This is a genomic window from Streptomyces sp. AA1529 (assembly GCF_000280905.1).
Taxonomy (GTDB): Bacteria; Actinomycetota; Actinomycetes; order Streptomycetales; family Streptomycetaceae; genus Streptomyces.
The window spans coordinates 306,674-333,249 of record NZ_ALAP01000078.1 but is presented as its reverse complement, the minus strand read 5'-3'; the positions used below and the strand labels follow the sequence as shown (position 1 = coordinate 333,249).

At 73.4% G+C, this 26,576-nt stretch carries 21 protein-coding genes; all 21 read left to right on the top strand.

Features of this window, described 5'->3' with window-relative positions; all coding sequences use genetic code 11:
- Nucleotides 1-16 precede the first annotated feature (16 nt).
- Entirely contained in the window at nt 17-1,534 is a 1,518-nt protein-coding gene (locus tag A949_RS0123715; protein ID WP_019358534.1) for an anthranilate synthase component I, read from the top strand.
- Nucleotides 1,531-2,247: a TIGR02234 family membrane protein gene (locus A949_RS0123710; RefSeq protein ID WP_019358533.1), complete on the top strand. Its 717-nt coding sequence runs from the start codon at nt 1,531-1,533 to the stop codon at nt 2,245-2,247. The genes A949_RS0123715 and A949_RS0123710 overlap by 4 nt, the downstream gene beginning before the upstream one ends.
- Nucleotides 2,248-2,408: 161 nt before the next feature.
- Nucleotides 2,409-2,687 carry an HGxxPAAW family protein gene (locus tag A949_RS34310; protein WP_019358532.1) on the top strand — a complete coding sequence of 93 codons (279 nt, stop codon included), beginning with the start codon at nt 2,409-2,411 and terminating at the stop codon, nt 2,685-2,687.
- Nucleotides 2,688-2,749: 62 nt separating this feature from the next.
- The gene (locus tag A949_RS0123700; RefSeq protein WP_337463564.1) at nt 2,750-3,130 is read left to right on the top strand and encodes a DUF2752 domain-containing protein; all 381 of its coding nucleotides are present in this window, start codon (nt 2,750-2,752) and stop codon (nt 3,128-3,130) included.
- Between the two features lie 219 nt (nt 3,131-3,349).
- The gene (gene trpC / locus A949_RS0123695; RefSeq protein WP_019358530.1) at nt 3,350-4,171 is read left to right on the top strand and encodes an indole-3-glycerol phosphate synthase TrpC; all 822 of its coding nucleotides are present in this window, start codon (nt 3,350-3,352) and stop codon (nt 4,169-4,171) included.
- Between the two features lie 6 nt (nt 4,172-4,177).
- Nucleotides 4,178-4,330, top strand: a complete 153-nt coding sequence (trpM, locus tag A949_RS39780; protein ID WP_372446494.1) for a tryptophan biosynthesis modulator TrpM — start codon at nt 4,178-4,180, stop codon at nt 4,328-4,330.
- A gap of 151 nt (nt 4,331-4,481) precedes the next feature.
- A complete protein-coding gene (trpB, locus tag A949_RS0123690; RefSeq protein ID WP_019358529.1) occupies nt 4,482-5,726 on the top strand; it encodes a tryptophan synthase subunit beta in 1,245 nt (414 codons plus the stop codon).
- On the top strand, nt 5,723-6,580 hold the full coding sequence (trpA, locus tag A949_RS0123685; protein WP_019358528.1) for a tryptophan synthase subunit alpha: 858 nt from the start codon (nt 5,723-5,725) through the stop codon (nt 6,578-6,580). Before trpB ends, trpA begins: the two co-directional genes overlap by 4 nt.
- Before the next feature lie 272 nt (nt 6,581-6,852).
- Nucleotides 6,853-7,593: a DsbA family protein gene (locus A949_RS0123680; protein ID WP_019358527.1), complete on the top strand. Its 741-nt coding sequence runs from the start codon at nt 6,853-6,855 to the stop codon at nt 7,591-7,593.
- 144 nt (nt 7,594-7,737) lie between these two features.
- Nucleotides 7,738-8,661 (top strand): prolipoprotein diacylglyceryl transferase, encoded by a 924-nt coding sequence (lgt, locus tag A949_RS0123675; protein ID WP_019358526.1) that lies wholly within the window; start codon nt 7,738-7,740, stop codon nt 8,659-8,661.
- A 296-nt stretch (nt 8,662-8,957) separates the two neighbouring features.
- Nucleotides 8,958-12,023, top strand: coding sequence for a Na+/H+ antiporter subunit A (locus tag A949_RS0123670; protein WP_051019595.1), 3,066 nt, complete (start codon nt 8,958-8,960; stop codon nt 12,021-12,023).
- Nucleotides 12,020-12,655, top strand: coding sequence for a Na(+)/H(+) antiporter subunit C (locus A949_RS0123665; RefSeq protein WP_019358524.1), 636 nt, complete (start codon nt 12,020-12,022; stop codon nt 12,653-12,655). The genes A949_RS0123670 and A949_RS0123665 overlap by 4 nt, the downstream gene beginning before the upstream one ends.
- Nucleotides 12,656-12,758: 103 nt before the next feature.
- Nucleotides 12,759-14,507 (top strand): Na+/H+ antiporter subunit D, encoded by a 1,749-nt coding sequence (locus A949_RS0123660; RefSeq protein ID WP_019358523.1) that lies wholly within the window; start codon nt 12,759-12,761, stop codon nt 14,505-14,507.
- On the top strand, nt 14,504-15,088 hold the full coding sequence (locus A949_RS0123655; protein ID WP_037707294.1) for a Na+/H+ antiporter subunit E: 585 nt from the start codon (nt 14,504-14,506) through the stop codon (nt 15,086-15,088). The genes A949_RS0123660 and A949_RS0123655 overlap by 4 nt, the downstream gene beginning before the upstream one ends.
- Nucleotides 15,079-15,540 (top strand): monovalent cation/H+ antiporter complex subunit F, encoded by a 462-nt coding sequence (locus A949_RS35685; RefSeq protein WP_019358521.1) that lies wholly within the window; start codon nt 15,079-15,081, stop codon nt 15,538-15,540. Before A949_RS0123655 ends, A949_RS35685 begins: the two co-directional genes overlap by 10 nt.
- Nucleotides 15,541-15,565: 25 nt before the next feature.
- On the top strand, nt 15,566-15,952 hold the full coding sequence (gene mnhG, locus A949_RS0123645) for a monovalent cation/H(+) antiporter subunit G (RefSeq protein WP_019358520.1): 387 nt from the start codon (nt 15,566-15,568) through the stop codon (nt 15,950-15,952).
- A 103-nt stretch (nt 15,953-16,055) separates the two neighbouring features.
- Nucleotides 16,056-16,787, top strand: coding sequence for a VIT1/CCC1 transporter family protein (locus A949_RS0123640; RefSeq protein WP_019358519.1), 732 nt, complete (start codon nt 16,056-16,058; stop codon nt 16,785-16,787).
- A 374-nt stretch (nt 16,788-17,161) separates the two neighbouring features.
- Nucleotides 17,162-18,361, top strand: a complete 1,200-nt coding sequence (locus A949_RS0123635; RefSeq protein WP_019358518.1) for a cytochrome P450 — start codon at nt 17,162-17,164, stop codon at nt 18,359-18,361.
- Entirely contained in the window at nt 18,361-19,689 is a 1,329-nt protein-coding gene (locus A949_RS0123630) for a cytochrome P450 family protein (protein WP_019358517.1), read from the top strand. The genes A949_RS0123635 and A949_RS0123630 overlap by 1 nt, the downstream gene beginning before the upstream one ends.
- A gap of 751 nt (nt 19,690-20,440) precedes the next feature.
- The gene (gltB, locus tag A949_RS0123625; RefSeq protein ID WP_051019594.1) at nt 20,441-25,081 is read left to right on the top strand and encodes a glutamate synthase large subunit; all 4,641 of its coding nucleotides are present in this window, start codon (nt 20,441-20,443) and stop codon (nt 25,079-25,081) included.
- Nucleotides 25,074-26,540, top strand: a complete 1,467-nt coding sequence (locus A949_RS0123620; RefSeq protein ID WP_019358515.1) for a glutamate synthase subunit beta — start codon at nt 25,074-25,076, stop codon at nt 26,538-26,540. The genes gltB and A949_RS0123620 overlap by 8 nt, the downstream gene beginning before the upstream one ends.
- The last annotated feature ends 36 nt before the right edge of the window (nt 26,541-26,576 follow it).

The following is a 26,576-nucleotide window of genomic DNA, read 5'->3' as shown; positions in this document are numbered from 1 at the left end:
AGTAGGGTGAGGCGCCATGACGGCGCCTGACCTCGCAACCTTCCGGACGCTCGCCGAGAACCGGCGGGTCATCCCGGTGACCCGCCGCCTGCTGGCGGACGGCGACACCCCCATCGCCCTGTACCGCAAGCTCGCCGCGGAACGCCCCGGCACCTTCCTGCTGGAGTCCGCGGAGAACGGCCGCACCTGGTCGCGGTACTCCTTCGTCGGGGTGCGCAGCCACGCGGCGCTGACCGTGCGCGACGGCGAGGCGCACTGGCAGGGCACCCCACCGGTCGGCGTCCCCACCGACGGCGACCCGCTCGTCGCCCTCCGCGAGACCGTCGAGGCCCTGCACACCCCGCGCGACCTGCACCGGGGCGGCGAGCTGCCGCCGTTCACCGGCGGCATGGTCGGCTACCTCGGCTACGACATCGTCCAGCGGCTGGAGAAGGTCGGCCACCACCCCGGCACCGCGGACGACCTCGGGCTGCCGGAGCTGACGATGCTGCTCACCTCCGACCTGGCCGTCCTCGACCACCGCGACGGCACGGTGCTGCTGATCGCCAACGCGATCAACCACAACGACCTGGACACCGGTGTCGACGAGGCGCACGCGGACGCCGTGCGGCGGCTGGACGCGATGGCCGCCGATCTCGCGCGCCCCGCCCCCGTCGACCCGGTGGCGCTGCCCGCCTCCGAACTCCCGCCCGTCGAGGCCCGGTCGGGCGGGGCGACCTACCGGGGCTGGGTCGAGGACATCAAGGAGCGGATCCGCGGCGGGGAGGCGTTCCAGGTGGTGCCCTCGCAGCGGTTCGAGGCCCGCTGCGAGGCGAGCGCCCTGGACGTCTACCGGGCGCTGCGGGCCACCAACCCGAGCCCGTACATGTACCTGCTGCGCTTCGAGGGCTTCGACGTCGTCGGCTCCAGCCCCGAGGCGCTGGTCAAGGTCGAGGACGGCCGCGCGATGATGCACCCCATCGCCGGGACCCGGCCGCGGGGCGCCACCCCCGGCGAGGACACCGCGCTGGCCGAGGAACTGCTGGCCGACCCCAAGGAGCGGGCCGAGCACCTGATGCTGGTGGACCTGGGCCGCAACGACCTGGGGCGGGTCTGCGAACCGGGCAGCGTCGAGGTGGTCGACTTCATGTCGATCGAGCGCTACAGCCACGTGATGCACATCGTCTCGACCGTCACCGGGCAACTGGCCCGGGACCGTACCGCGTTCGACGCGCTCACCTCCTGCTTCCCGGCCGGGACGCTGTCCGGGGCGCCCAAGCCGCGCGCCCTGCAGATCATCGAGGAGCTGGAGCCCACCAGGCGCGGTGTCTACGGCGGATGTGTCGGATATCTCGACTTCGCGGGCGACTCCGACACCGCCATCGCCATCCGCACCGCACTGCTGCGGGACGGGACCGCGTATGTCCAGGCGGGCGCCGGAGTCGTCGCCGACTCCGACCCCGAGGCCGAGGACACCGAGTGCGCCAACAAGGCCGCGGCCGTGCTGAGGGCGGTCCGGACGGCCGAACGCCTCGGGGGTAGCGTGGAGGCGTGACTTCTTCGACCCCCGCGCCGGACCCGGACGGCACCGAGGGGGGCCCGCACCCCGGCCGGCCGGAAGCGGAGCCCGCCCCGGACGCCGGGCGCCCGGGCACGTCGCGCTCCCGTGCGGCCCGCACCGCGCTGGCGGTGGCCCTGCTGTGCGGCGCGGTGGGCGCGGCCCTCGCGCTGATCTCCGCAGGCCAGACCTGGAGCACGTCCACGGCCGAGTTCGCCCGGGGCCAGGTGCCGGTCAGCGCCGAGGGCGGCGACGTCACCGGCCTGCCCAGCGCGCTGGCGCTGGTCGGCCTCGCCGCGCTCGTCGCCGTCTTCGCCGTACGCCGGACCAGCCGCCGGATCGTCTCCGGGCTGCTGGCGCTGTGCGGCGCCGCCGTGCTGGCCTCGGCGCTGCTGGGAGCCGACGACACCGGCGCGCTCTCCGCCGAGGCCGCCAAGACCAGCGGCCTGACCGACAGCGGCATCGGCGCCGTCGATGTCAGCGCCTGGCCGTATGTGTCGGCGGTGGGCGGCGCGCTGCTGCTGGTCGCCGGGCTGCTGGCGCTGCGGTACGGCGCGGGCTGGCCCTCGATGTCCGGCAGCGCCCGCTACGAGCGCACGCCGCTGCGGCAGCGCGCCGCGCGCAGTACCCGGCGCGTCGATCCCGACCGGCCCGAGGACCTGTGGAAGGCCCTGGACCGCGGCGAGGACCCCACGCACGGCACCGCCTGAGCCGCGGCCCCGCGGCGTCCGCGCCCGTGCCCGGCACCTCCGCGCGGCCCGCCGCGGCCCGTACGGGCGACCCCCGTGCCCCCGCGCGGGCGCGGAAGGGGGAGAATGGGCGGTGAACGGGCCGGGTGGCCCCACCTCATGTTGTGACTCAAGGAGCATTCATGGCGCACAGCCACGGACACACCCCGGCCGCCTGGACCGGCTCGATCACCGCCTTCGTCGGCTTCTGCGTCGCCTCCGTCTTCACGGTGCTGGCGCAGCCCGTCGGTGTGATCGCAGGGCTGGTCGTCATCGGGGCGGGTGCTGTGATCGGCGGCATCATGCGGGCGGCGGGGATGGGGCAGTCGAAGTCCCCCGGTCTGACGGCCGAGCAGGCGCGGGCCCACAAGCTGGCGCACGACCGGGCGCACCGGCCGGTCGCCGACAAGGCGCACTCCTGAACGACCGGCAGGACGCCGCGACCGCGCGGCACCGCCTCACCGCAGCGGTGCCGCGACTGGCCGTGCCCCTCGGCAGTCTCGCCGCGGTGGGCGCGGCCTTCGCCGTTGTGGCCGTCGTCGACCCCAACGAGCCCGGCCACTATCCGGCCTGCCCCTTCCTGACCGTCGCCGGCCTGTACTGCCCCGGCTGCGGCGGGCTGCGCAGCGCGCACGCCGTCACCCAGGGGGACCTGGGCACCGCGCTGGGCTCCAACGTCCTCGCCGTGCTGCTCTTCGCGGCCTTCGCGCTGGGCTGGCTGCACTGGGCCGCCGGCGCGGTCCGGGGCCGCCGCTACTCCTTCCCGGTGCGGCTGCGGGCCTGGCACTGGTGGGCCCTCGGGGCGCTGGCGGTCGCCTTCACGGTTGTCCGGAATACGCCCCTCGGAGTCGGCCTGGCTCCCTGAGCAGCCGCGTCCGCACGGCCACCGGGGCGGTGATTTGTCCGCTATATGGGACTGTGATCAACCGGATGCGGGACCTCCGTGCCGGGGCGGATACCATCACAGTGGCCCACCCGACCATCCCCTGCCCCGCCTCCGAGGAGCGCCCCGGAAGCAGTTTCCGCCGCCGGCCCGGTGCCGACCCGTATCCAGCCCGAACCCAGCCAGCAAGGAGGCCGCTCGGTGAGTGTGCTCGACGAGATCATCGAAGGCGTGCGGGAAGACCTCGCCGAGCGGCAGGCGCGCGTCAGCCTCGAGGAGCTCAAGGAGCGCGTCGCCCGGGCACCCCAGGCCAGGGACGGGCTCGCGGCACTCAAGGGCGACAGCACCGCCGGGGTGCGGGTGATCTGCGAGGTGAAGCGCTCCAGCCCGTCCAAGGGCGCGCTGGCGGCCATCGCCGACCCGGCCGGGCTCGCCGCCGACTACGAGGCGGGCGGCGCCGCCGTCATCTCCGTCCTCACCGAGCGCCGCCGGTTCGGCGGCTCGCTCGCCGACCTGGAGGCCGTCCGGGCCCGCGTCGACATCCCCGTCCTGCGCAAGGACTTCGTCTTCTCCTCCTACCAGCTGTGGGAGGCCCGTGCGCACGGCGCCGACCTGGTGCTGCTGATCGTCGCCGCGCTGGAGCAGGAGGCCCTGGTCTCGCTGATCGAGCGCGCCGAGTCCATCGGTCTCACCCCGCTGGTCGAGGTGCACGACGAGGACGAGGCGGAGCGGGCGCTGGCTGCCGGGGCGAAGATCGTCGGCGTCAACGCGCGGAACCTGAAGACCCTCGAGGTGGACCGCGGCAACTTCACCCGGATCGCCCCCGAGATCCCCGACCACGTCGTCAGGATCGCCGAGTCCGGTGTCCGCGGACCGCACGATCTGATCGCCTACGCGAACGAGGGCGCCGACGCCGTTCTGGTGGGGGAGTCGCTGGTGACGGGCAAGGATCCGCGCACCGCGGTCTCCGACCTCGTGGCCGCGGGCGCGCACCCCGCGCTCCGCCACGGCGGGAGGGACTGACACGCGATGACGGCTGTGGTCTCCCTGTGCTCCCTCGCGCTGGCGCGCGGGTGCCGTCCGCGCGGGTGCCGGGCGCCCGCGCGCCGGGTGCGCGGCCGGTCCGTCCGGTACCACATCGGATGCGAGCCGGGCGTGATCCGCGGCCGCCGATGGCGCTGACCCGCCCCTGCCCGTACGCACCCCGCTGAGGGGAGCGCCCCTGCCCGCCCGCCGCCGCGCGGGCGCACCTCCGGCTGCCGGCCGGAGCCCGGGCGAGGGGCCGGGGCCCGGAGCCGTCACATCAGCCCACTCGCAAGGAGCAGCGTTCGGTATGCCGTCCGACTACTTCATTCCCGATCCCGAGGGTCAGAGCCCCAGCGCCGCCGGTTACTTCGGCGCGTTCGGCGGCAAGTTCATCCCCGAGGCCCTGGTCGCCGCCGTCGACGAGGTGGCCGCGGAGTACGAGAAGGCGAAGGCGGACCCCGCCTTCGCCGCCGAACTCGACGGCCTGCTGGTCGACTACACCGGCCGGCCCAGCGCGCTGACCGAGGTCAAGCGGTTCGCCGAGCACGCGGGCGGTGCCCGGGTCCTCCTCAAGCGCGAGGACCTCAACCACACCGGCTCGCACAAGATCAACAACGTGCTGGGGCAGGCCCTGCTCACCAAGCGGATGGGCAAACCCCGGGTCATCGCCGAGACCGGCGCGGGCCAGCACGGCGTGGCCACGGCCACCGCATGCGCCCTCTTCGGGCTCGAATGCACCATCTACATGGGCGAGATCGACACCGAGCGGCAGGCCCTGAACGTCGCCCGGATGCGGATGCTCGGGGCCGAGGTCGTCCCCGTCACCTCGGGCAGCCGCACCCTCAAGGACGCCATCAACGAGGCGTTCCGCGACTGGGTCGCCAACGTCGAGAGGACCCACTACCTCTTCGGCACGGTCGCCGGACCGCACCCCTTCCCGCAGATCGTGCGCGACTTCCACCGCGTGATCGGCGTCGAGGCGCGGCGGCAGGTGCTGGAGCGCACCGGACGGCTGCCGGACGCCGTCGCCGCCTGCGTGGGCGGCGGCTCCAACGCGATCGGGCTCTTCCACGCCTTCCTGCCGGACACCGGTGTGCGGCTGGTCGGCTTCGAGGCGGCGGGGCACGGTGTCGAGTCCGGCGAGCACGCGGCCACGCTGACCGCGGGCGAGCCCGGCATCCTGCACGGCTCGCGCTCCTACGTCCTGCAGGACGACGAGGGGCAGATCACCGAGCCCTACTCGATCTCGGCCGGGCTCGACTACCCGGGAATCGGCCCCGAGCACGCCCACCTCAAGGACAGTGGCCGGGGCGAGTACCGGCCGGTCACCGACGACCAGGCGATGCGGGCGCTGCGGCTGCTCTCCGAGACCGAGGGCATCATCCCGGCCATCGAGAGCGCGCACGCGCTGGCGGGCGCCCTGGACCTGGGCAGGGAGCTGGGCCCCGAGGGGATCGTTCTGGTGAACCTCTCGGGCCGCGGCGACAAGGACATGGACACGGCCGCGCGGTACTTCGGCCTGCTGGACGGCGCGGAAGGGGAGCGGGCATGAGCGGGCACACCGAGGAGACGGGAACCACCGCGAACTCCGGCGGCGCGGGCGGCAACGTCCGGCTGCTGGACGAGACGCTCGCACGGGCCCGGGCCGAGAACCGGGCCGCGCTCGTCGGCTACCTGCCGGCCGGCTTCCCCACCGTCGACGGCGGCATCGCCGCCTGCACGGCGCTGCTGGAGAGCGGCTGCGACGTGGTCGAGGTGGGGCTGCCGCACAGCGATCCGGTGATGGACGGGCCCGTCATCCAGACCGCGGACACCATCGCGCTGGAGGGCGGGCTGCGGATCGCGGACGTGCTGCGCACGGTCCACGAGGCGCACGCGGCGACCGGGAAGCCGGTGCTGGTCATGACGTACTGGAACCCCGTCGACCGGTACGGCGCCGAGCGTTTCGCCGAGGAGCTGGCGGCGGCGGGCGGGGCCGGCTGCATCCTGCCCGACCTGCCGGTAGAGGAGTCCGAGGGCTGGCGGAAGGCGGCCGAGCACGCCGGGCTCGGCACGGTCTTCGTCGTCGCGCCCAGCAGCCAGGACGCGCGCCTCGCCCGGATCACCGCGGCGGGCAGCGGCTTCGTCTACGCCGCCTCGCTGATGGGAGTCACCGGGACGCGGGAATCGGTGGGCGAGGAGGCCCGCGAACTGGTCGAGCGGGTCCGCTCCACCACCGACCTGCCCGTCTGTGTCGGCCTCGGGGTGTCCAACCCCGCGCAGGCGGCCGAGGTCGCCGAGTTCGCCGACGGGGTCATCGTGGGCTCCGCATTCGTCAAGCGGCTGCTGGAGGCCGACACCCCGGAGGCCGGGCTGGACGAGGTGCGGCAGCTCGCCGCGGCCCTCGCGGAGGGCGTCCGGCGCTGAGGCGCGGGCCCGGGCGCGGGCCGCCTCCGGCGGCGGTGCCGGAGGCCACGCCTCCCGGGGCTTCCGGCTCCGGGAGGCGGCTCCCGGCAGGCTCCCGGTCACCGGCCCCGGTCCCGGCCCGGCGGTCCGCCCGCCTCCCGGAGGCGGGCGGAGCCGGGGAACCGCCGGGGGCATGCCGGCATGCTGTCCCCGCGCCGCCGAACGGCTCTTTCGGGTGAAAAAGGGCGCAGCGCGTCCGTCGGTGAGCGGCCCCTCTCGTTGGGTCGGGCGTGATGAGCCAGAACAGCAATGACGGCGGCAAGCGCTCGGCCCGCGAACGCCTGCGGGCCGAGCGGGAGCGGGACAGGGCAGCCGAGCGCCGGTGGCGCTCGCTCAAGGTGGGTGCGGTGGTCGCCGGGGTGCTGGCCGTCGCCGCCGGGGTCGGGATCACCGTCGCGGCCCGGGGCGGCGACGACCAGGGCTCGCAGTCGGCGAAGCCCGTCACCGTGGGGCAGCGCAGCGCACCGGCCCGGCTCACGGTCTACGAGGACTTCCGCTGTCCGGCGTGCGCCCAGTTCGAGAACTCCTTCCGGGACACGATCAAGAGCCTGGAGCGGGCGGGCAGGCTCCGGACCGAGTACCACCTGGTGACCCTCATCGACGGCAACATGGGCGGCCGGGGCTCGCACGAGGCGGCCAACGCGGTGGCCTGCGCCCGCGACAAGGGGAAGTTCGGCCCGTACCACGATGTGCTCTACCGCAATCAGCCCCGCGAGCAGGAGGACGCCTTCGCCAGCACCGAACGGCTGATCCGGCTGGCCGGCAAGGTGGAGGGGCTGGTCGACCCCGAGTTCCGCTCGTGTGTGACCGACGGCCGGCACGACGACTGGGTGAAGCGCTCCGACGAGGACTTCCGCAAGTCCGGTCACCAGGGCACCCCCACCGTCCTGCTGAACGGCAAGGACGTCTTCAGCGACCAGTCCGACCCACTGACCCCGGACGGGCTGCGGAAACTGGTGGAGCGGAAGAGCTAGCCCCCGTCCCTCGGCGGCCGGTGGCGGCCGCGGGTGCGGCCCTCGCCGTGCCCGCGGGGTCCGGCAGGGCCCCGCGGTGTTATCCAGCCGTTGTGCCGGCTGATTGTCCGGCGTGCGGCCGGGCACGGTACCGTCAGGGGCGCCATGGAGACCCTTGCCTTTATCCCCAGTCCGTCGGCCGGTGAGATTCACCTCGGGCCGCTCCCGCTGCGCGGCTACGCGCTCTGCATCATCCTCGGCGTCTTCGCCGCGGTCTGGCTCGGCGGGCGCCGGTGGGTCGCTCGGGGCGGGCAGCCGGGCACGGTCGCCGACATCGCCGTCTGGGCGGTTCCCTTCGGCCTCCTCGGCGGCCGGCTGTACCACGTCATCACCGACTACCAGCTCTACTTCGGCGAGGGCCGCAACCCCGTCGACGCCTTCCGCATCTGGGACGGCGGGCTGGGCATCTGGGGCGCCATCGCGCTGGGTGCGCTCGGCGCCTGGATCGGCTGCCGCCGCCGCGGCATCCCGCTGCCCGCGTACGCGGACGCCGTGGCGCCGGGGATCGTGCTGGCGCAGGCGCTGGGCCGCTGGGGCAACTGGTTCAACCAGGAGCTGTACGGCCGGCCGACCGATCTGCCGTGGGCCCTGGAGATCGACCCGGCGCACCGGCCGGTCGACACGCCCGATCTGGCGACCTATCACCCCACCTTCCTGTACGAGTCGCTGTGGTGCATCGGGGTCGCCCTGCTGGTGATCTGGGCGGACCGCCGCTTCAAGCTGGGGCACGGCCGGGCGTTCGCGGTCTACGTGGCCGGCTACACGGCGGGGCGCTTCTGGACCGAGTACCTGCGGATCGACGACGCGCACCACGTGTTCGGGATGCGGCTGAACAACTGGACGGCGATCCTCGTCTTCCTGCTGGCCGTCCTCTACATCGTCGTCTCCGCGAAGAAGCGGCCCGGCCGCGAGGAGGTCGTCGAGCCGCAGCCGGACGAGCCGGACGGGGGCGCGGACCCGGAGGCGGAGTCGTCCGACGAGCACCCGGCGGACGAGGAGCCGGCCCGGAAGCGGGGACCGGCCTCGTAGCCGAAGGCGGAGGCCGCGGCGGAACCGGACGCGAGGACGGCCGCGGACGGCGGCGGCCGGGACGCGGCGGCCGGTGCGGCGCCGGAGGGCGAGCCTGCCGAGGACGGGCCGTCCGAGGAGTCCTCGGAGTCCGAGAAGGGGGCCGGGGAGGCGCGGTCGGCGGCGGAGACCTCGCGGTCGTCCCGGAAGACGGCCGACGGACCGGCTTTCTGACCCACCCGCTCGCCGGGGCCTTGACGAGGCAGGGGGCGAGCCGCCTGTCCGAATTGGGCGACTATGTATGCAATTCTCGGTGAGTGCTGTGGTTGATCGTCGTCCACGTCGTGGCCGCGTGCTGTGCCGCGCCGCTGGTGCGGCGGCTCGGCCCGCGCGCGTTCCTGCTGCTCGCGGCGGCACCCGCCGCCGCGGCCGGGTGGGCGGCGGCCCACTGGGACCAGGTGGCGGACGGCGGCGCGCTCAGCGAGCACACCTCGTGGATCCCGGCGCTCGGGGTCGACCTCGCACTGCGGTGTGACGCGCTCGCCCTGGTGATGGTGCTGATCGCCGGGGGCATCGGCGCCCTGGTGATGCTCTACTGCGCGGCCTACTTCGCGCCCGGCACCCCGCAGCTGGGCTCCTTCGCCGGAGCACTCACCGCCTTCGCCGGGGCCATGCTCGGCCTGGTGCTGGCCGACGACCTGATCGTGCTGTACGTGCTGTGGGAACTCACCACGGTCTTCTCCTTCCTGCTCATCGGACACAGCTCCCAGTACCGCACCAACCGCCGCGCCGCCCTCCAGGCCCTGCTGGTCACCACGCTGGGCGGACTGGTGATGCTGGTCGGCTTCCTGATGCTGGGGCACGCCGCGCACACCTACCGGATCTCCCGCATGCTCGCCGACCCGCCCGCGGGCGGAGCACTGGTCGCGGGCGGCCTGGTGCTGGTGCTGGTGGGAGCGCTGTCCAAGTCCGCCGTCTGGCCGTTCAGCTTCTGGCTGCCCGGAGCGATGGCCGCGGCCACCCCCGTCTCCGCGTATCTGCACGCCGCCGCCATGGTCAAGGCCGGTGTCTATCTCATCGCGCGGCTCGCCCCCGGGTTCGCCGACGTGCCGCCCTGGCGGCCCATGGTGCTCGTGCTCGGCAGTGCGACCATGCTGCTCGGCGGCTGGCGGGCGCTGCGGGAGACGGACCTGAAGCTGCTGCTGGCCTTCGGCACCGTCAGCCAGCTCGGCTTCCTCACCGTCCTGGTCGGCGACGGCACCCGGGACGCCGCGCTGGCGGGCGCCGACGTGATCCTGGCGCACGCCCTGTTCAAGGCACCGCTCTTCCTCACCGTCGGCGCCATCGACCACCTCACCGGCACCCGCGACCTCACCAGGCTCTCCGGGGTCGGCCGCGCGCTGCCCGCACTGGCCGCCGTCGCGGCGCTCGCCGGGCTCTCGATGGCGGGGCTGCCGCCGCTCCTCGGGTTCGTCGGCAAGGAAGCGGCCGTCTCGGCACTGCTGGCGGCCGGGCCCGGCGAGGCATGGGCCCTGGCGGCCGTCCTCCTGGGCTCCGCACTCACCACCGCCTACACGCTGCGCTTCCTGTGGGGCGCCTTCGCGCGCAAGAGCGGCGCCCCGCCGCTGGCACCCGTCACCGTGGCGCCCGGCACCCGCGTGGCGCCGCTGCTGCTGGGCCCGCCCCTGCTGTGCGCGCTGGCCGGGCTCCTGCTCGGCCCCGGCTCCCAGTGGCTCGACCCGCTGCTGGCCCGGTACGCCGACACCTTCCCCAGCGGCGCCGCCCCCTACCACCTCGCCCTCTGGCACGGCTGGGGCCCCGCGCTGGGCCTCTCGGCGGTCTCCTGGGTGCTGGGTGCGGCGCTCTTCCTGGCCGGCCGGCCGCTGGCCGCACTGGGCGGCCGGCTCTCGCTGGTCGACGGCGACCAGGTGTTCGCCCGTTCCCTGTGGGGCCTGGAACGGCTCTCCCTCCAGGTCACCGGAGCCGTGCAGCGCGGCTCGCTGCCCGTCTACCTCGGCACCGCCCTGGTCGTCCTGTTCGGCTTCCAGACCGCGCGGCTGGTGGCGGGCGCGCCCTGGCCCGACGCGGACACGCTGCGCTGGTACGACTCGGTCCCGCAGCTCGTCGTCGCGATCGGCGTCGCCGGGGTCGCGGTGCTGTGCGTCCTGGCCCGGCAGCGGATGAAGGCGGCCGTCCTGGCCGGGGTCACCGGCTACGGCGCCGGACTCCTCTACGTGCTGCACGGCGCGCCCGACCTGGCGCTGACCCAGTTCGCCGTCGAGACGGTCTCGCTGACCGTCTTCGTCCTCGTCCTGCGCAGACTGCCCGCCCGCTTCCCCGACGGCAGCCGCAGATGGCGCACCCGCCGGGGCGTGCAACTCGTCCTCTCCGTCGCCGCCGGGGGACTCCTCGCCGCACTGCTGCACCTCTGCCTCGCGGCACGCACCGGCCCGCCCTCCGGACCCGGACTGTTCTCGGCGACGGCCCACGAAGGCGTCCGCAACGTGGTGGCCACCACCCTGGTGGACCTGCGTGCCTGGGACACCATGGGCGAGTCGGCCGTACTGGCCGCCGCCGCCGTCGGCGTCACCAGCCTCGTCTATCTGCGCCGCCGCGTCCGGGTGCCCGTCGCACAGCCCGTACCGGGCACCGAGGAGACCGGCGGCCCGCCGCCGACCGCGCCCGTCGCCGGACCCGGAGCGCCCACCGGGGCCGTCCCCGGCTCCGCGAGCATCGCCCTGGACCGCTCGGCGGAGGCGCCCGGCACCGGCGGGGAGACCGGAGCGCGCGCCGGGCGCCGGGACGCCTGGAAGCTGCCCGGCCGCCCCGGTGCCCGGCCGCACCGCGGCTCGCCCGTCGCGCCCCGCCGCACCTGGCTGGCGGCCAGCTCCACGCTCGCGCCCGAAGGCCGCTCGGTGATGTTCGAGGTGATGGCCCGGCTGGTCTTCCACCCCATCGTGGTGCTCTCCCTCTACCTGCTCTTCTCCGCCGAGAACCAGCCCGGCGGCGGCTTCACCGCAGGGCTGGTGGCCGGTCTCGCGCTGGCCGTGCGCTACCTGGCCGGGGGCCGCCTGGAACTGGCCGCCGCCGCCCCCGTGGACGCGGGCTTCCTGCTCGGCCTCGGACTGCTGATCATCACCGGCACCGGCCTGGCGGGCCTGTGGCTGGGCGGCAGCGTGCTGGCCTCCGGCAAGGTGACCGGCGACTTCTGGCTGGTCGGCCCCTTCCATGCGGCGAGCCCGGTGCTCTTCGACACCGGGGTCTACGTGCTGGTCCTCGGCGTCGTCCTGGACGTGCTGCGCAGCCTGGGCTCGGAGATCGACCGCCGCCTGGAGCGCGAGCGCGCCACCGGCCCGGCCGGTGGCGGGGAGGGCCGCCCATGACGACCGGGTCGATCGCCCTGGTGGGCTGCGGCGGCGTGCTGTTCGCCTGCGGTACGGCCCTGCTGCTGGCCCGGCCGCTGACCCGCATCGTGCTGGGCGCGGTCCTCATCGGCAACGGCATCAACCTGCTGGTGCTGGCCACCTCCGGACCGGACGGCGACGCCGCGCTGCTCTACCCGGGCACCTCGCCGCGGACCATGTCCGACCCGCTGCCCCAGGCGTTCATCCTGACCGCCATCGTCATCACCCTCGCGCTGACCGCGTTCCTGGCGACGATGGCCTACCGCGCCTGGCAGCACTCCGGCAACGACGACGTCCCCGACGACACCGAGGACATCCGCATCGTGCGCCGCGCCACCTACGCGGAGGAACGCGAACGGCTGCGCGCCGCCTACCACAAGCGGCGCCTGGAGTACCGGGCGCTGGCCCGCAGCGAGGAGGAGCGCGAGGCGCGGGAGCACAGCGCCTACGAGCGGCTGGGCACCGCCCGCGACCGCTACCGGGAACTGCGCCGGCGCGCCCGCGCCGACGCGCGCGCCTTCCGCGTCCGGCAGGCGCGCGCGGAGGAGACGGCGGACGAGATCGTAGGGGAGGACGACCCGTGGCAGACCATCCTGGGAGCCGACCGGTGAGCGGCCCGCACCCGGTGGGGCGGCGCCCCGCTCCAGGACCGGGTCCCGCGTCCGGTCCGCGCCCCGCACCCGGCGGGGGCCGCGCCGGGAGCGGGGGCGCACGGTGAGCGGGGGAGCCGGACCGGTCGGCGGGGCGGCCGCCGCCGGACTGCTGGTGCCGCTGCCGGTCATCCTGCCGCTGTGCGCGGCCGGGCTGAAGCTGGCCATCGGAGCCCGGCTGGAGCGGGTGCAGCGGTTCATCAGCGCCGCCGTGCTGCTCGCCGTCCTCGTCGTCGCACTGCTGCTGCTGGTGGCCGCCGACCGGCACGGTCCGCAGGTGATGTTCGCGGGCGGCTGGGCGCCGCCGGTCGGGATCGTGCTGGTCGCCGACCGGCTCGCGGCGCTGATGCTGGTGATCTCCTCGTCGGTGACGCTGGCCGTCCTGGTCTACTCCGTGGGCCAGGGCCTGGCCGACAACGACGAGGCGACCCCGCTGTCCGTCTTCCACCCCTCCTACCTGGTGCTGGTGGCCGGGGTCTCGGACACCTTCCTGGCCGGGGACCTGTTCAACCTCTACGTCGGCTTCGAGCTGATGCTGACGGCCAGCTATGTGCTGATGACGATCGGCGGCACCCTGGCGCGCATCCGCGCCGGCGCCACGTACGCGATCGTCTCGCTGCTGTCCTCCATGCTGTTCCTGGCCGCCGTCGCCATGGTGTACGCGGCGGCGGGCACCGTCACCATGGCCCAACTGCCCTCCCGGCTGGACGCCCTGCCCGAGAGCGTGGCCATGATCCTGCAGATCGCGCTGCTGGTCGTGTTCGCCATCAAGGCGGCCGTCTTCCCGCTGGCCGCGTGGCTGCCCGACTCCTATCCCACCGCCCCGGCGCCGGTCACCGCCGTGTTCGCGGGACTGCTCACCAAGGTCGGCATCTACGCCATACTGCGCACCCGCACGCTGCTCTTCCCCGGCGACGGCATCGGCGACGCCCTGATGGTCCTGGCCCTGCTCTCGCTGCTCGTCGGCATCCTGGGCGCGGTCGCGCAGACCGACCTCAAACGGCTGCTCTCCTTCACCCTGGTCAGCCACATGGGATACATGGTCTTCGGGATCGGGCTGGGCAGCCCCGCCGGGATCTCCGGCGCGGTGTTCTACGTCGCCCACCACATCACCGTCCAGACCACCCTCTTCCTCGTCGCCGGACTGATCGAGCGCCGCACCGGCACCACGGACCTGCAGAGCCTCGGCGGTCTCGCCCGCCTCTCCCCGCTGCTGGCCGTGCTGTTCTTCGTCCCCGCGCTGAACCTCGCCGGGATCCCGCCGCTCTCCGGGTTCCTCGGCAAGCTCGGCCTGCTGCGGGCCGGGGTGGACGACGGCGGGGCGCTGGCCTATCTGCTGGTGGCGGGCGGAACGGTCACCAGCCTCCTCACGCTGTACGCGCTGACCAAGGCGTGGAACGTGGCCTTCTGGCGCGCCGCGACACCGGAGATGTGCGCGGCCGGCACCGTGCTGGAGTCCCGGGAGGAGGACACCCCCGAAGAGGGCGCCGGGGACGCCGCCGGCTCCGGCGCGCCGACCGGTGGTGCGGGATCCGGCGCCGGACCGCCGCGGCGGCAGCCCGGTGCCGCCGGAGGGTGGCCGACCGGCGGCCTCTCGGTGCTGATGCGGCGCCGGGTGACCACCACCTTCGGCGGCCAGGAGATCACCACCACCAGCTCGCTCCCCGCCAGCATGGCCGGAGCCACCGCGGCCCTCGTCCTGTTCGGGCTCGCCTTCACCGTGCTCGCGGGTCCCCTGTTCGGACTCACCGGCCGCGCGGCGGACGAAATGCTCGCCCGCAGTCCCTACGTCGAGGCGGTGATGCGGGAATGACGGCCCCTCAGCGGCTGCCGGAAGCCAGCCGGATGCGCGCCACCCAGTGGCCCATGGTGTGCGGCCTCACCCTGCTGTGGCTGCTGCTGTGGGGCACCCCCACCCCGGCCAACATCGTGACCGGAGTGCTCGTCGCGCTCCTGGTGGTGCTCGTCTTCCCGCTGCCTCCGGTGGAGAAGCAGGCCCGCGCCCACCCGCTCGGCATCCTGCGCTTCGCCGTCCGGTTCGTGCTGGACATGGTCGTCTCCAGCTGGCGGATCAACCGCTACATGCTCGCCTTCGGCCGTCCGCGCTGCGCCGTGCTGGCGGTGAAGATGCGCTGCCCCGGCGACCTGATGCTGACCGTCACGGCCGTCGCGGTCACGGCCGTGCCCGGCAGCACCGTCCTGGAGGTCGACCGCCGCTCGGGAACCCTCTACCTGCACGTGCTCGGCGGCGAGAGCGAGGAGGAGCAGGCCCGGGCCCGGCGGGACGCGCTCCGCCTGGAGACCCGGGTCGTGGAGGCGTTCGGCACCCACGCCGACGTCGCCGCGATCCGCGCCTCCGAGGCCGCCGAGGAGGTGTTCGGCCGGTGGCGGTGACGGTGCGGCAGCTGTGCGCGGCGCTCCCGGCGGAACCGGCCCGGGTGCTGACCGCCGCCGTGCACGACGCCCCGGTCTTCGAGATCACCGCCTCGGTGATCGCCGGGCTGCTGTTGGCCGCCGGACTGCTGGTCACCTTGCGGCTGGTGCGGGGGCCCTCGACGCTGGACCGCGCCGTCGCGCTCGATGTGCTGGTGGCCGTCGTGATGGCCGGGATCGGCCTGCAGTCGGCGATCCGCGGCAACGCCTTCTACCTGCCCGTCCTGCTGGTTCTCTCCTTCCTCGGCTTCACCGGCTCGGTCGGGGTCGCACGCTTCATGGCGCTGCGGGACGAGGCCGGAACCGAGGACGTGGACGAGAGCGAGGGCACCGGTGAACCCCCGGCCGGCCCATCGGCCCCCGCACCCGGCGGCGGCCCCGAGGAGCCCGGCCCGCACCGGGGGACGCCGTGAGCGGCCGGACCCGGAAGGAGCGCCGATGAGCTGGACGGCCGTGGCGGACGTGGCGGGCGCCGTGTGCATGCTGGCGGGCGGGCTGCTCTGCCTGCTGGCCGGGATCGGCATGGTGCGGCTGCCGGACGTGCTGGCCCGGATGCACGCCGCGACCAAGCCGCAGTCCTTCGGCCTGCTGCTGGTCCTGCTCGGTGCCGGACTGTGGCTGCGCAGCCTCATCGACCTGTGCACCCTGCTGCTCGTCGGCCTCTTCCAGCTGCTGACCTCCCCGGTGGCCGCGCACATGGTGGGCCGGGCCGCCTACCGGACCGGGCGGCTGGACCGCGAGGACCTGGTCCGCGACGAGCTGGCGGCGGCACTGCGGGCGGCAGCCGACCAGGGCCCGGAGGAAAACCCCAGGTCAACGGGGTAAGTACGGCCTTCCTTGCTGGCAGCGGACGGCGCTTCGTGCCTACGCTTCGAACAGGAGGGCGCGCCGTGCGCCCGCTGTTCGAAGTGAAGGAGCCGTACCGGCCATGTCCCTCGCCGGAGTCACCGACCCGACCCACGTCGCGCACCGCGACAACCACACGCACCGCGATGTCAACGGCGGCTGGCTGCGGCCCGCCGTGTTCGGAGCGATGGACGGGCTGGTCTCCAACCTCGGTCTGATGGCCGGCGTCGCGGGCAGCGCCGCCTCCTCCCAGACCATCGTCATCGCGGGCCTCGCCGGACTGGCGGCCGGTGCCTTCTCCATGGCCGCCGGCGAGTACACCTCCGTCGCCTCGCAGCGCGAACTCGTCCAGGCCGAACTGGAGATCGAGCGGCGCGAGCTGCGGCGCAGTCCGCGCGCGGAGATCAAGGAACTGGCCGCGCTGTACGAGTCCCGCGGAGTCGACCCCGAGCTGGCCGGGAAGGTCGCCGAGCAACTGCACCGCGACCCGGAGCAGGCGCTGGAGATCCACGCCCGGGAGGAGCTGGGCGTCGACCCGGGCGACCTGCCCTCCCCGACCGTCGCCGCCGTCTCCTCCTTCTTCTCCTTCGCGGTGGGCGCCGTGCTTCCGGTGCTGCCCTACCTCTTCGGGATCACCATGCTGTGGCCCGCGGTGCTGTGCGCCCTGCTGGGGCTGTTCGTCTGCGGTGCGGTCGTCTCCCGGGTCACCGCCCGGAGCTGGTGGTTCAGCGGCCTGCGCCAGCTCGCCCTCGGCGCCGCGGCCGCGGCCGTCACCTACGGCCTGGGCGCCCTGTTCGGAGTCGCGGTCGGCTGACCCCGCGGGGCGCCGCGGGCGGGCGGGGCCCGAGCCCGGCGCCGTCCCCGCCGCCCCGGCGCACCGCGCGCCGTCTCCTGCCGCCCCGGCGCACCTGCGCCGGGGCGTAGCTGGGTCGGAACGCATCAGTGCGTCGAACGGTCACCGATCGTCGGGAACGGTCCCCACTGATCGGGAAACTGCCTAGGCTGTGCACGAAGTGACACCTGAGACCACCAAGTGCCACCGCCCGCAGGGGAGTTGCGACCTTGACCAGTCAGCCCCAGTACTACGACCCCGCACACGGCCCACCGGCCTCCGGCGCCCCTCCCGCAGAGCCCCGCGGCTGCCCCGCCGCCGCGGGCGGCCGGGCAGCACCCGGCGCCGTACCGCTCATGGGCCCCCGCTTCCACACCGACCTGGAAGCCGTCTACCGGGACATGCGCCGCGACCACGGGCCCGTCGTCCCCGTCACCCTCCCCGGCGACGTACCCGCCTGGCTCGTCATCGGCTACCGCGAACTCCACCACGTCACCGGCGACCCCGTGCTCTTCCCCCGGGACCAGGGTCTGTGGAACCAGTGGAAGAACCTCCCCGAGGACTGGCCGCTGCGCCCGATGATCGGCACCCCGCAGCCCTCGGTCTACTTCACCGTCGGCCAGGAACACCGCCGCCACCTGGCCATGGTCCAGCAGGCGCTGGAAGGCGTGAACCACGTCGAACTCCGCGGCACCACCGAGGAGATCGCCGACCGGCTCATCGACAGCTTCTGCGGCGTCGGCGAGTCCGAGATCGTCTCCGCCTACGCCAAACCGCTGCCCCTCCTCACCCTGGCCCGCATCCTGGGCTTCCCCGACTCCGACGGCCCGGAACTGATCCGCTCCCTCACCGACATGGCCGACGGCGGCCCCCACGCACTCGCCGGGTTCGAACACGCGCTCTCCCTCATGCGGCGGCTCGTCGCCCGCAAGCACGCGGCGCCCGGAGCCGACGTGCTCTCCGCCATGCTGGCCCACCCCGCGGAGTTCACCGACGAGGCATACGTCCTCAACCTCATGGCCGTCACCTCCGCCGGGTTCCTGCCCACCGCCGACTGGATCGGCAACTCGGTGCGCCTCATGCTCACCGACGACCGCTTCGCCGCCTCGCTCTCCGGAGGGCGCCACACCGTCCCCGAGGCCATGAACGAAGTCCTCTGGGAGGACACCCCCACCCAGATCCTCGCCGGCCGCTGGGCCGCGCGCGACACTCGGCTGGCGGGCCGCGCCGTCGCCCGCGGCGACCTGCTCCTGCTGGGACTCGCCGGCGCCAACCGCGACCCGGCGGCACACGCGCCGCACGGCGCGGACCGTCCACGCGAGCGCAACTTCGCCCACTTCGCCTTCAGCCACGGCGAATACCAGTGCCCCTTCCCGGCACAGGAGATCGCCGAAGTCATCGCCCGCACCGGCATCGAGGTGCTGCTCGACCGGCTGCCCGACCTCGACCTGGCGGTCGCGCCCCGCACCCTCGCCCGCCGCCCCTCGCCCTTCCTGCGCGGCATGACGGTGCTGCCCGTCCGCTTCGCGCCCACACCCCCGTACGGAGGACGCTGATGAACGGCGACGCACAGTCCCCGGCGAGCGAACCCCGGACCGCCGGTGCCGCCCCCGCGGGCTGCCCGGCGGCCGACGGGGGAGACGCCCCCGGCACCGCGGGGTGCCCGCTCACCATCGACCCGCTGGTCGGCAGCCTCGCCGCCGAGACCGAGGCGCTGCGGACCGCCGGACCACTCGCCCGGATCGACCTGATGGGCGCCGAGGTGTGGACGGTCACCACCCACGCCGAGGCCCGCCGGCTCCTCACCGACACCCGGCTGGTCAAGGACATCACCCGCTGGAACCTGTGGCGCGACGGCGAGATCGACGAGAACTGGCCGCTGATCGGCATGGTCGACGCGGGCCGCTCCATGTTCACCGTCGACGGGGCCGAACACCGGCGGCTGCGCGTCAAGACGGCGCAGGCCCTCACCCCGCGCCGGCTGGAGGAACTCCGCCCCGTCGTCGAACGCGTCACCGCCCGGCTGCTGGACGCGATGGCCTCCGACGCCGCCGAGGCGCCGGACGAGCCGATCGACCTGAAGTCCGCATTCGCACAGCCGCTGCCCATGTCGGTGGTCTGCTCGCTGATGGGCGTCGACCCCGCGCTGGAGCCGCGGCTGCACCACCTGTACGAGGCGTTCTTCTCCACCCTGACCCCGCAGCAGGAGCGGCTCGCCGTCCTGCGCGAGCTCGACGAGCTCTACCACGACATGGTCCGGCACAAGACCGCGTCCCCCGGCGACGACCTCACCAGCGCCCTCATCCTCGCCGACGAGGGCGGCGAGCCGCTCACCGCCGAAGAGGTACGGGGCAACCTGGAAGCCATGGTCGCCGCCGGGCACGAGACCACGGTGACCCTGATCCTGTGCGCCGTGCGGGCCCTGCTCACCCATCCGGACCAGCTGCGGCTGGTCCTCGACGGCCAGGTCGGCTGGGACGCCGTCATCGAGGAGACGCTGCGCTGGGAATCGCCCTCCACCCACCTGCTGCTGCGGTTCGCGACCTCGGACATCGAGGTCGGCACCGGCGGCGCCGTCATCCGGGAAGGCGAAGGCGTCGCCATGTCCTACCGGGCCATCGGCCGCGACCGGGCGCAGCACGGCCAGGACGCCGACCGCTTCGACGTGCGGCGTCCCGCACCCATCCGGCACCTCGCCTTCGGGCACGGGCCGCACATCTGCCCCGGCGCGGGGCTGTCGCGACTGGAGGCGTCCGTCGCGCTGCCCGCCCTCTTCGAGCGGTTCCCCGCGTTGTCCGCGGTCGCTGCCGCGGAGACGCGTCATCGGCCGGTGCTCACCCAGAATGAGCTGGAGTGTCTTCCGGTGCGGCTGGGTGTGGGCTGACGGTGCGTCCTTGCGGGGGCGCCGCCTCTTTTTTCTGCGGGCGGGGTGCGGTTCCCCCCGTCGGTTGTTCGCCGGGTGCGGCGCCGTTGTCGGGGGCTTCGCCCCCGAACCCCCTTGTCCTCGCCGGACGGGCGTCGGGGCGGCGCTTCCCCCAGACTTCGTCCGGGGGGACCCCCACCCGACGGCCCCCCGCCAGTGGGCTCTGCCCCCTGGGACCCCCGGCCGCAGTGGTGTGAGCCCTTGCGGACCTTGCTCCGGGTCTTTTCTCGGGCCCGTCGGGTGCGGGAGGAGTCCTGATGCCGTCCGTCACAGCCCAAGAGCGCTCCCGCAGTCACACGACCCGCTCGGCGGCAGCCGATGTGCTTCTGCGGAGCCAGGCCATCCGCGGAGGGGGAAACCCACCCGGCGATACGGCCCCAGCGAAGGGAGTCGTGTTACTCGGCGGTTTCATCTTGCGTGAGGCGGGGCAGTAGTCCGTAACGCCGCCGGCAATGACGCCTGCGTGCGAGAGAGAGCCGCTTGTCACTCGGGGTCACCTACCCCGAACCCCCTGTGCAGGTCTTTTCCGGCCCCATAAGGGCCATCCGCGTCGGCGCGCTGACACGGTCGCGCCCGGTGTTCGTATGGTGAGATGCGTCTTCCGCTTTCCGGGAAGTGCGCCACCATGTAACCTGCACGAAAATTTTTGCCACATGAGGGCCAACGTCGTCCCTCGGTACGTACCACATGCCACGAGACGACGGGAGTGCCGATGCGTGCTGTGCCGACAGCGGATTGGGCCGCCCACCACCCTGCCAAGCAGGGGATGTACGACCCCCGATACGAGCACGACGCCTGCGGCGTCGGCTTCGTGGCGACCCTGACCGGTGAGCCCAGCCACGAGCTGGTCGAACAGGCGCTGACCGTGCTCCGCAATCTCGAGCACCGGGGTGCCACCGGCTCGGACCCGGACACCGGTGACGGCGCCGGCATCCTGCTGCAGATCCCCGACGCCTTCCTCCGCGAGAGCGTCCCCTTCGCACTGCCCGAGCAGGGCTCCTACGCCGTGGGCATCGCCTTCCTGCCCGGTGCGGAGGAGGATGGCGAGGCGCAGGCCACCTCGGCGGCCGTCTCGCAGATCGAGACGCTCGCGGCCGAGGAGGGGCTGACCGTCCTCGGCTGGCGCGAGGTGCCGGTCGCACCCGAGCTGCTCGGCCCGGGCGCACGTGCCACCATGCCCACCTTCCGCCAGCTCTTCGTCGCCGCGCAGGGCGGGGCCGAAGGCGTCGCCCTGGACCGGCTCGCGTTCGTGCTGCGCAAGCGTGCCGAGCGCGAGGCGGGGGTCTACTTCCCCTCGCTCTCTGCGCGCACCCTGGTCTACAAGGGCATGCTGACCACCGGGCAGCTCGAACCCTTCTTCCCCGACCTGTCGGACCGCCGGTTCGGCACCGCCATCGCGCTGGTGCACTCCCGCTTCTCCACCAACACCTTCCCGAGCTGGCCGCTGGCCCACCCCTACCGGTTCGTCGCGCACAACGGCGAGATCAACACCGTGCAGGGCAACCGCAACTGGATGCGGGCCCGCGAGTCCCAGCTCCGTTCCGAGCTGTTCGGCTCCGTCCGCCGCGAGGACGGCGGGGACCAGGGGAGCCTGGAGCGGATCTTCCCCATCAACACCCCGGGCGCCTCCGACTCGGCCACCTTCGACGAGGTGCTGGAGCTGCTGCATCTGGGCGGCCGCTCGCTGCCGCACTCGGTGCTGATGATGGTCCCCGAGGCGTGGGAGAGTGCCGAGTCGCAGGACTCGATGGACCCCGCGCGGCGCGCCTTCTACCAGTACCACTCCGCCATGATGGAGCCCTGGGACGGCCCGGCCTGCGTCACCTTCACCGACGGCACCCAGGTCGGCGCCGTGCTGGACCGCAACGGGCTGCGTCCGGGCCGGTACTGGGTCACCGACGACGGCCTCGTCGTCCTCGCCTCCGAGGTCGGCGTCCTGGACATCGACCCGGGCAAGGTCGTGCGCAAGGGCCGCCTCCAGCCCGGCCGGATGTTCCTGGTCGACACCGCCGAGCGCCGCATCATCGAGGACGACGAGATCAAGGCCCAGCTCGCCGCCGAGCACCCCTACCAGGAGTGGCTGGACGCCGGGCTCATCGAACTCGCCGACCTGCCCGAGCGCGAGCACATCGTGCACACTCACGCCTCGGTCACCCGCCGCCAGCAGACCTTCGGCTACACCGAGGAGGAGCTGCGCGTCCTGCTCGCCCCGATGGCCCGCAGCGGCGCCGAGCCCATCGGTTCCATGGGCACCGACTCGCCGATCGCGGCGCTCTCGGACCGGCCCCGGCTGATCTTCGACTACTTCACCCAGCTGTTCGCGCAGGTCACCAACCCGCCGCTGGACGCCATCCGTGAGGAACTGGTCACCTCGCTGCACTCGCCGCTGGGCCCGCAGGGCAACCTGCTGGAGCCGTCGGCCGCCTCCTGCCGCAGTGTCACCCTGCCGTTCCCCGTCATCGACAACGACGAGCTGGCCAAGCTCATCCACATCAACGCCGACGGCGACCTGCCGGGCTTCAAGTCCGCCACGCTCTCCGGGCTCTACCGCGTCGCCGAAGGAGGGGACGGCCTCGCGGCCCGCATCGAGCAGATCTGCGCGGAGGCCGACACGGCGATCGAGTCCGGGGCCCGGCTCATCGTGCTGTCCGACCGGCACTCGGACGCCGAGCACGCGCCGATCCCGTCGCTGCTGCTCACCTCGGCGGTGCACCACCACCTCATCCGCACCAAGCAGCGCACCCAGGTGGGGCTGCTGGTCGAGGCCGGGGACGTCCGCGAGGTGCACCACGTCGCGCTGCTCATCGGGTACGGCGCCGCCGCGGTCAACCCGTACCTGGCCATGGAGACCGTCGAGGACCTGGTCCGGGCCGGCACCTTCCTGCCCGGCGCCGCGGAGCTGCCGCCCGAGGAGGCCATCCGCAACCTGATCTACGCCCTGGGCAAGGGCGTGCTGAAGGTGATGTCCAAGATGGGCATCTCCACCGTCGCCTCCTACCGCGGCGCGCAGGTCTTCGAGGCCGTCGGCCTGGACGCCTCGTTCGTCGACGCGTACTTCCACGGCACCACCACCAAGATCGGCGGCGCCGGCATCGACGTCGTCGCCAAGGAGGTGGCCGCCCGGCACGCCAAGGCGTACCCCTCCTCCGGCATCGCCCCCGCGCACCGGCTGCTGGACATCGGCGGCGAGTACCAGTGGCGCCGCGAGGGCGAACCGCACCTGTTCGACCCGGAGACCGTCTTCCGCCTCCAGCACTCCACCAGCCGGCGCCGCTACGACATCTTCAAGCAGTACACCCAGCGGGTCGACGAGCAGTCCGAGCGGCTGATGACCCTGCGCGGCCTGTTCGGCTTCAAGAGCGACCGCCCCTCGATCCCCGTCGAGGAGGTCGAGTCGGCGAGCGAGATCGTCAAGCGGTTCTCCACCGGCGCCATGTCCTACGGCTCCATCTCGCAGGAGGCGCACGAGACACTGGCCATCGCCATGAACCAGCTCGGCGGCAAGTCCAACACCGGTGAGGGCGGCGAGGACCCCGAGCGGCTCTACGACCCGGCCCGGCGCTCCGCGATCAAGCAGGTCGCCTCCGGCCGGTTCGGCGTCACCTCCGAGTACCTCGTCAACTCCGACGACATCCAGATCAAGATGGCCCAGGGCGCCAAGCCCGGCGAGGGCGGCCAGCTCCCCGGCCACAAGGTCTACCCGTGGGTGGCCAGGACCCGGCACTCCACCCCGGGCGTCGGCCTCATCTCGCCGCCGCCGCACCACGACATCTACTCGATCGAGGACCTCGCCCAGCTCATCCACGACCTCAAGAACGCCAACCCGCGGGCCCGCGTGCACGTGAAGCTGGTCTCCGAGGTCGGCGTCGGCACGGTCGCGGCGGGCGTCTCCAAGGCCCACGCCGACGTCGTCCTCATCTCCGGCCACGACGGCGGCACCGGTGCCTCCCCGCTGACCTCCCTCAAGCACGCGGGCGGCCCCTGGGAGCTGGGCCTGGCCGAGACGCAGCAGACGCTGCTGCTCAACGGGCTGCGCGACCGGATCGTCGTGCAGACCGACGGCCAGCTCAAGACCGGCCGCGACGTCGTCATCGCCGCACTGCTGGGCGCCGAGGAGTTCGGGTTCGCCACCGCACCGCTGGTGGTCTCCGGCTGCGTGATGATGCGCGTCTGCCACCTGGACACCTGCCCGGTCGGCATCGCCACCCAGAACCCGGTGCTGCGCGACCGCTACCGCGGCAAGGCCGAGTACGTCGTCAACTTCTTCGAGTTCATCGCCGAAGAGGTCCGCGAACTCCTCGCCGAGCTGGGCTTCCGCACCCTGGACGAGGCCATCGGGCACGCGGAGCTGCTCGACACCTCGCGCGCCGTGACCCACTGGAAGGCCCAGGGCTTCGACCTGGCGCCGCTGCTGCACGTCCCCGAGCTCCCCGAGGGCGCCGTGCTGCACCAGGCCACCGCACAGGACCACGGTCTGGAGAAGGCGCTCGACAACCAGCTCGTCAAGCTGGCGGCCGACGCGCTGCAGGCCGACACCGCCGAGCAGGCCCAGCCGGTCCGCGCCCAGGTCGCGATCCGCAACGTCAACCGCACCGTGGGCACCATGCTCGGCCACGAGGTCACCAAGAAGTTCGGCGGTGCCGGGCTGCCCGACGACACCGTCGACCTCACCTTCACCGGCTCCGCCGGCCAGTCCTTCGGCGCCTTCGTCCCACGCGGCATCACGCTGCGGCTGGAGGGCGACGCCAACGACTACGTCGGCAAGGGCCTCTCCGGCGGCCGGCTGATCGTCCGCCCCGACCGGGGCGCCGACCACCTCGCCGAGTACTCCACCATCGCCGGCAACACCCTCGCCTACGGCGCCACCGGCGGCGAGATCTTCCTGCGCGGCCGCGTCGGCGAACGCTTCTGCGTCCGCAACTCCGGTGCCCTGGTGGTCTCCGAAGGTGTGGGCGACCACGGCTGCGAGTACATGACCGGCGGCGCGGCCGTCGTGCTCGGCGGCACCGGCCGCAACTTCGGCGCCGGGATGTCCGGCGGCACCGCCTACGTCATCGACCTGGACCTGGCGAACGTGAACGCCGGACTGCGCGGTGCCGTGGAGGAACTGACCGACGAGGACAGGACGTGGCTGCACGAGGTCGTGCGACGCCACCAGGAGGAGACCGGCTCCACCGTGGCCGCCAAGCTCCTCGCCGACTGGGACGGCCCCGACGGAGCGCTCAGCCGCTTCAGCCGGGTGCTGCCCGCCACGTACAAGGCTGTGCTCACCGCCAAGGACGCCGCCGAGCGCGCGGGACTCAGCGAGTCCGAGACCCACGAGAAGATGATGGAGGCGGCGACCAATGGCTGACCCCAAGGGCTTCCTGCACACCGACCGCGAGGTCGCCGAGACCCGTCCCGTCGAGGAGCGGGTCAAGGACTGGAACGAGGTCTACGTCCCCGGCTCCCTGCTGCCCATCGTCAGCAAGCAGGCCGGGCGCTGCATGGACTGCGGCATCCCCTTCTGCCACAACGGCTGTCCGCTGGGAAACCTCATCCCCGAGTGGAACGACTACGCCTACCGCGGGGACTGGGAGGCCGCCTCCGAGCGGCTGCACGCGACCAACAACTTCCCCGAGTTCACCGGGCGGCTCTGCCCCGCCCCGTGCGAGTCGGCGTGCGTGCTGGGCATCAACCAGCCGGCCGTCACCATCAAGAACGTCGAGGTCTCCATCATCGACAAGGCGTGGGACAACGGGGACGTGACCCCCCAGCCGCCCGAGCGCCTCTCCGGCAAGACCGTCGCCGTCATCGGCTCCGGCCCCTCGGGCCTGGCCGCCGCCCAGCAGCTCACCCGGGCCGGGCACACCGTCGTGGTCTACGAGCGGGCCGACCGCATCGGCGGACTGCTGCGCTACGGCATCCCCGAGTTCAAGATGGAGAAGCGGCACATCAACCGTCGTATCGAGCAGATGCGTGCGGAAGGCACCAAGTTCCGGACCGAGACGGAGATCGGCCGCGACATCGACGCGAAGACGATCCGCAAGCGGTACGACGCGGTCGTCGTGTCGGCGGGCGCCACCACCGCCCGCGACCTGCCCGTCCCCGGCCGCGAGCTGAACGGTATCCACCAGGCGATGGAGTACCTGCCGCTGGCCAACAAGGTGCAGGAGGGCGACCTGACCGTCTCCCCGATCAGCGCCGAGGGCAAGCACGTCGTCGTCATCGGCGGCGGCGACACCGGAGCCGACTGCGTGGGAACCGCGCACCGTCAGGGCGCCGCCTCCGTCACCCAGCTGGAGATCATGCCCAAGCCGGGCGAGGACCGGGACCCGGGCCGTCAGCCGTGGCCGACGTTCCCGCTGCTCTACAAGGTCACCAGCGCCCATGAGGAGGGCGGCGAGCGGGTCTACTCCGTCAACACCACCCACTTCGAGGGCGATGAGGACGGCAACGTCCAGTGGCTCCACTTGGTGGAGGTCGAGATGGTGGACGGCAAGCTGGAGCCCAAGCCCGGCACCGAGCGCCGGATCCCCGCCCAGTTGGTCACCCTCGCCATGGGCTTCACCGGCGTCGACCGCGAGAACGGGCTGGTCGAGCAGTTCGGTGTCGAACTCGACGCCCGCGGCAACATCGCACGGGACGGCGACTACGCCACCAATGTTCCCGGTGTCTATGTCGCCGGGGACGCCGGCCGGGGCCAGTCCCTGATCGTCTGGGCCATCGCCGAGGGCCGCTCGGCCGCCAAGGCCGTCGACCGTCACCTCACCGGCGAGCACAGCACCCTGCACGCCCCCGTCCGCCCCACGGACCGCGCCCTGGCGGTCTGAGGGCGGGGAGCCCCCCGAACTTCCGTACAAGGGCGT

What these genes read in the sequence shown, in the direction of transcription:
- A949_RS0123715 (WP_019358534.1), top strand. Translation starts at nt 17, where the DNA reads ATGACGGCGCCTGACCTCGCAACCTTCCGGACGCTCGCCGAGAACCGG.
- A949_RS34310 (WP_019358532.1), top strand. Translation starts at nt 2,409, where the DNA reads ATGGCGCACAGCCACGGACACACCCCGGCCGCCTGGACCGGCTCGATC.
- trpM (WP_372446494.1), top strand. Translation starts at nt 4,178, where the DNA reads ATGACGGCTGTGGTCTCCCTGTGCTCCCTCGCGCTGGCGCGCGGGTGC.
- trpB (WP_019358529.1), top strand. Translation starts at nt 4,482, where the DNA reads ATGCCGTCCGACTACTTCATTCCCGATCCCGAGGGTCAGAGCCCCAGC.
- trpA (WP_019358528.1), top strand. Translation starts at nt 5,723, where the DNA reads ATGAGCGGGCACACCGAGGAGACGGGAACCACCGCGAACTCCGGCGGC.
- A949_RS0123680 (WP_019358527.1), top strand. Translation starts at nt 6,853, where the DNA reads ATGAGCCAGAACAGCAATGACGGCGGCAAGCGCTCGGCCCGCGAACGC.
- lgt (WP_019358526.1), top strand. Translation starts at nt 7,738, where the DNA reads ATGGAGACCCTTGCCTTTATCCCCAGTCCGTCGGCCGGTGAGATTCAC.
- A949_RS0123665 (WP_019358524.1), top strand. Translation starts at nt 12,020, where the DNA reads ATGACGACCGGGTCGATCGCCCTGGTGGGCTGCGGCGGCGTGCTGTTC.
- A949_RS0123655 (WP_037707294.1), top strand. Translation starts at nt 14,504, where the DNA reads ATGACGGCCCCTCAGCGGCTGCCGGAAGCCAGCCGGATGCGCGCCACC.
- mnhG (WP_019358520.1), top strand. Translation starts at nt 15,566, where the DNA reads ATGAGCTGGACGGCCGTGGCGGACGTGGCGGGCGCCGTGTGCATGCTG.
- A949_RS0123640 (WP_019358519.1), top strand. Translation starts at nt 16,056, where the DNA reads ATGTCCCTCGCCGGAGTCACCGACCCGACCCACGTCGCGCACCGCGAC.
- A949_RS0123635 (WP_019358518.1), top strand. Translation starts at nt 17,162, where the DNA reads ATGGGCCCCCGCTTCCACACCGACCTGGAAGCCGTCTACCGGGACATG.
- A949_RS0123630 (WP_019358517.1), top strand. Translation starts at nt 18,361, where the DNA reads ATGAACGGCGACGCACAGTCCCCGGCGAGCGAACCCCGGACCGCCGGT.
- gltB (WP_051019594.1), top strand. Translation starts at nt 20,441, where the DNA reads ATGCGTGCTGTGCCGACAGCGGATTGGGCCGCCCACCACCCTGCCAAG.
- A949_RS0123620 (WP_019358515.1), top strand. Translation starts at nt 25,074, where the DNA reads ATGGCTGACCCCAAGGGCTTCCTGCACACCGACCGCGAGGTCGCCGAG.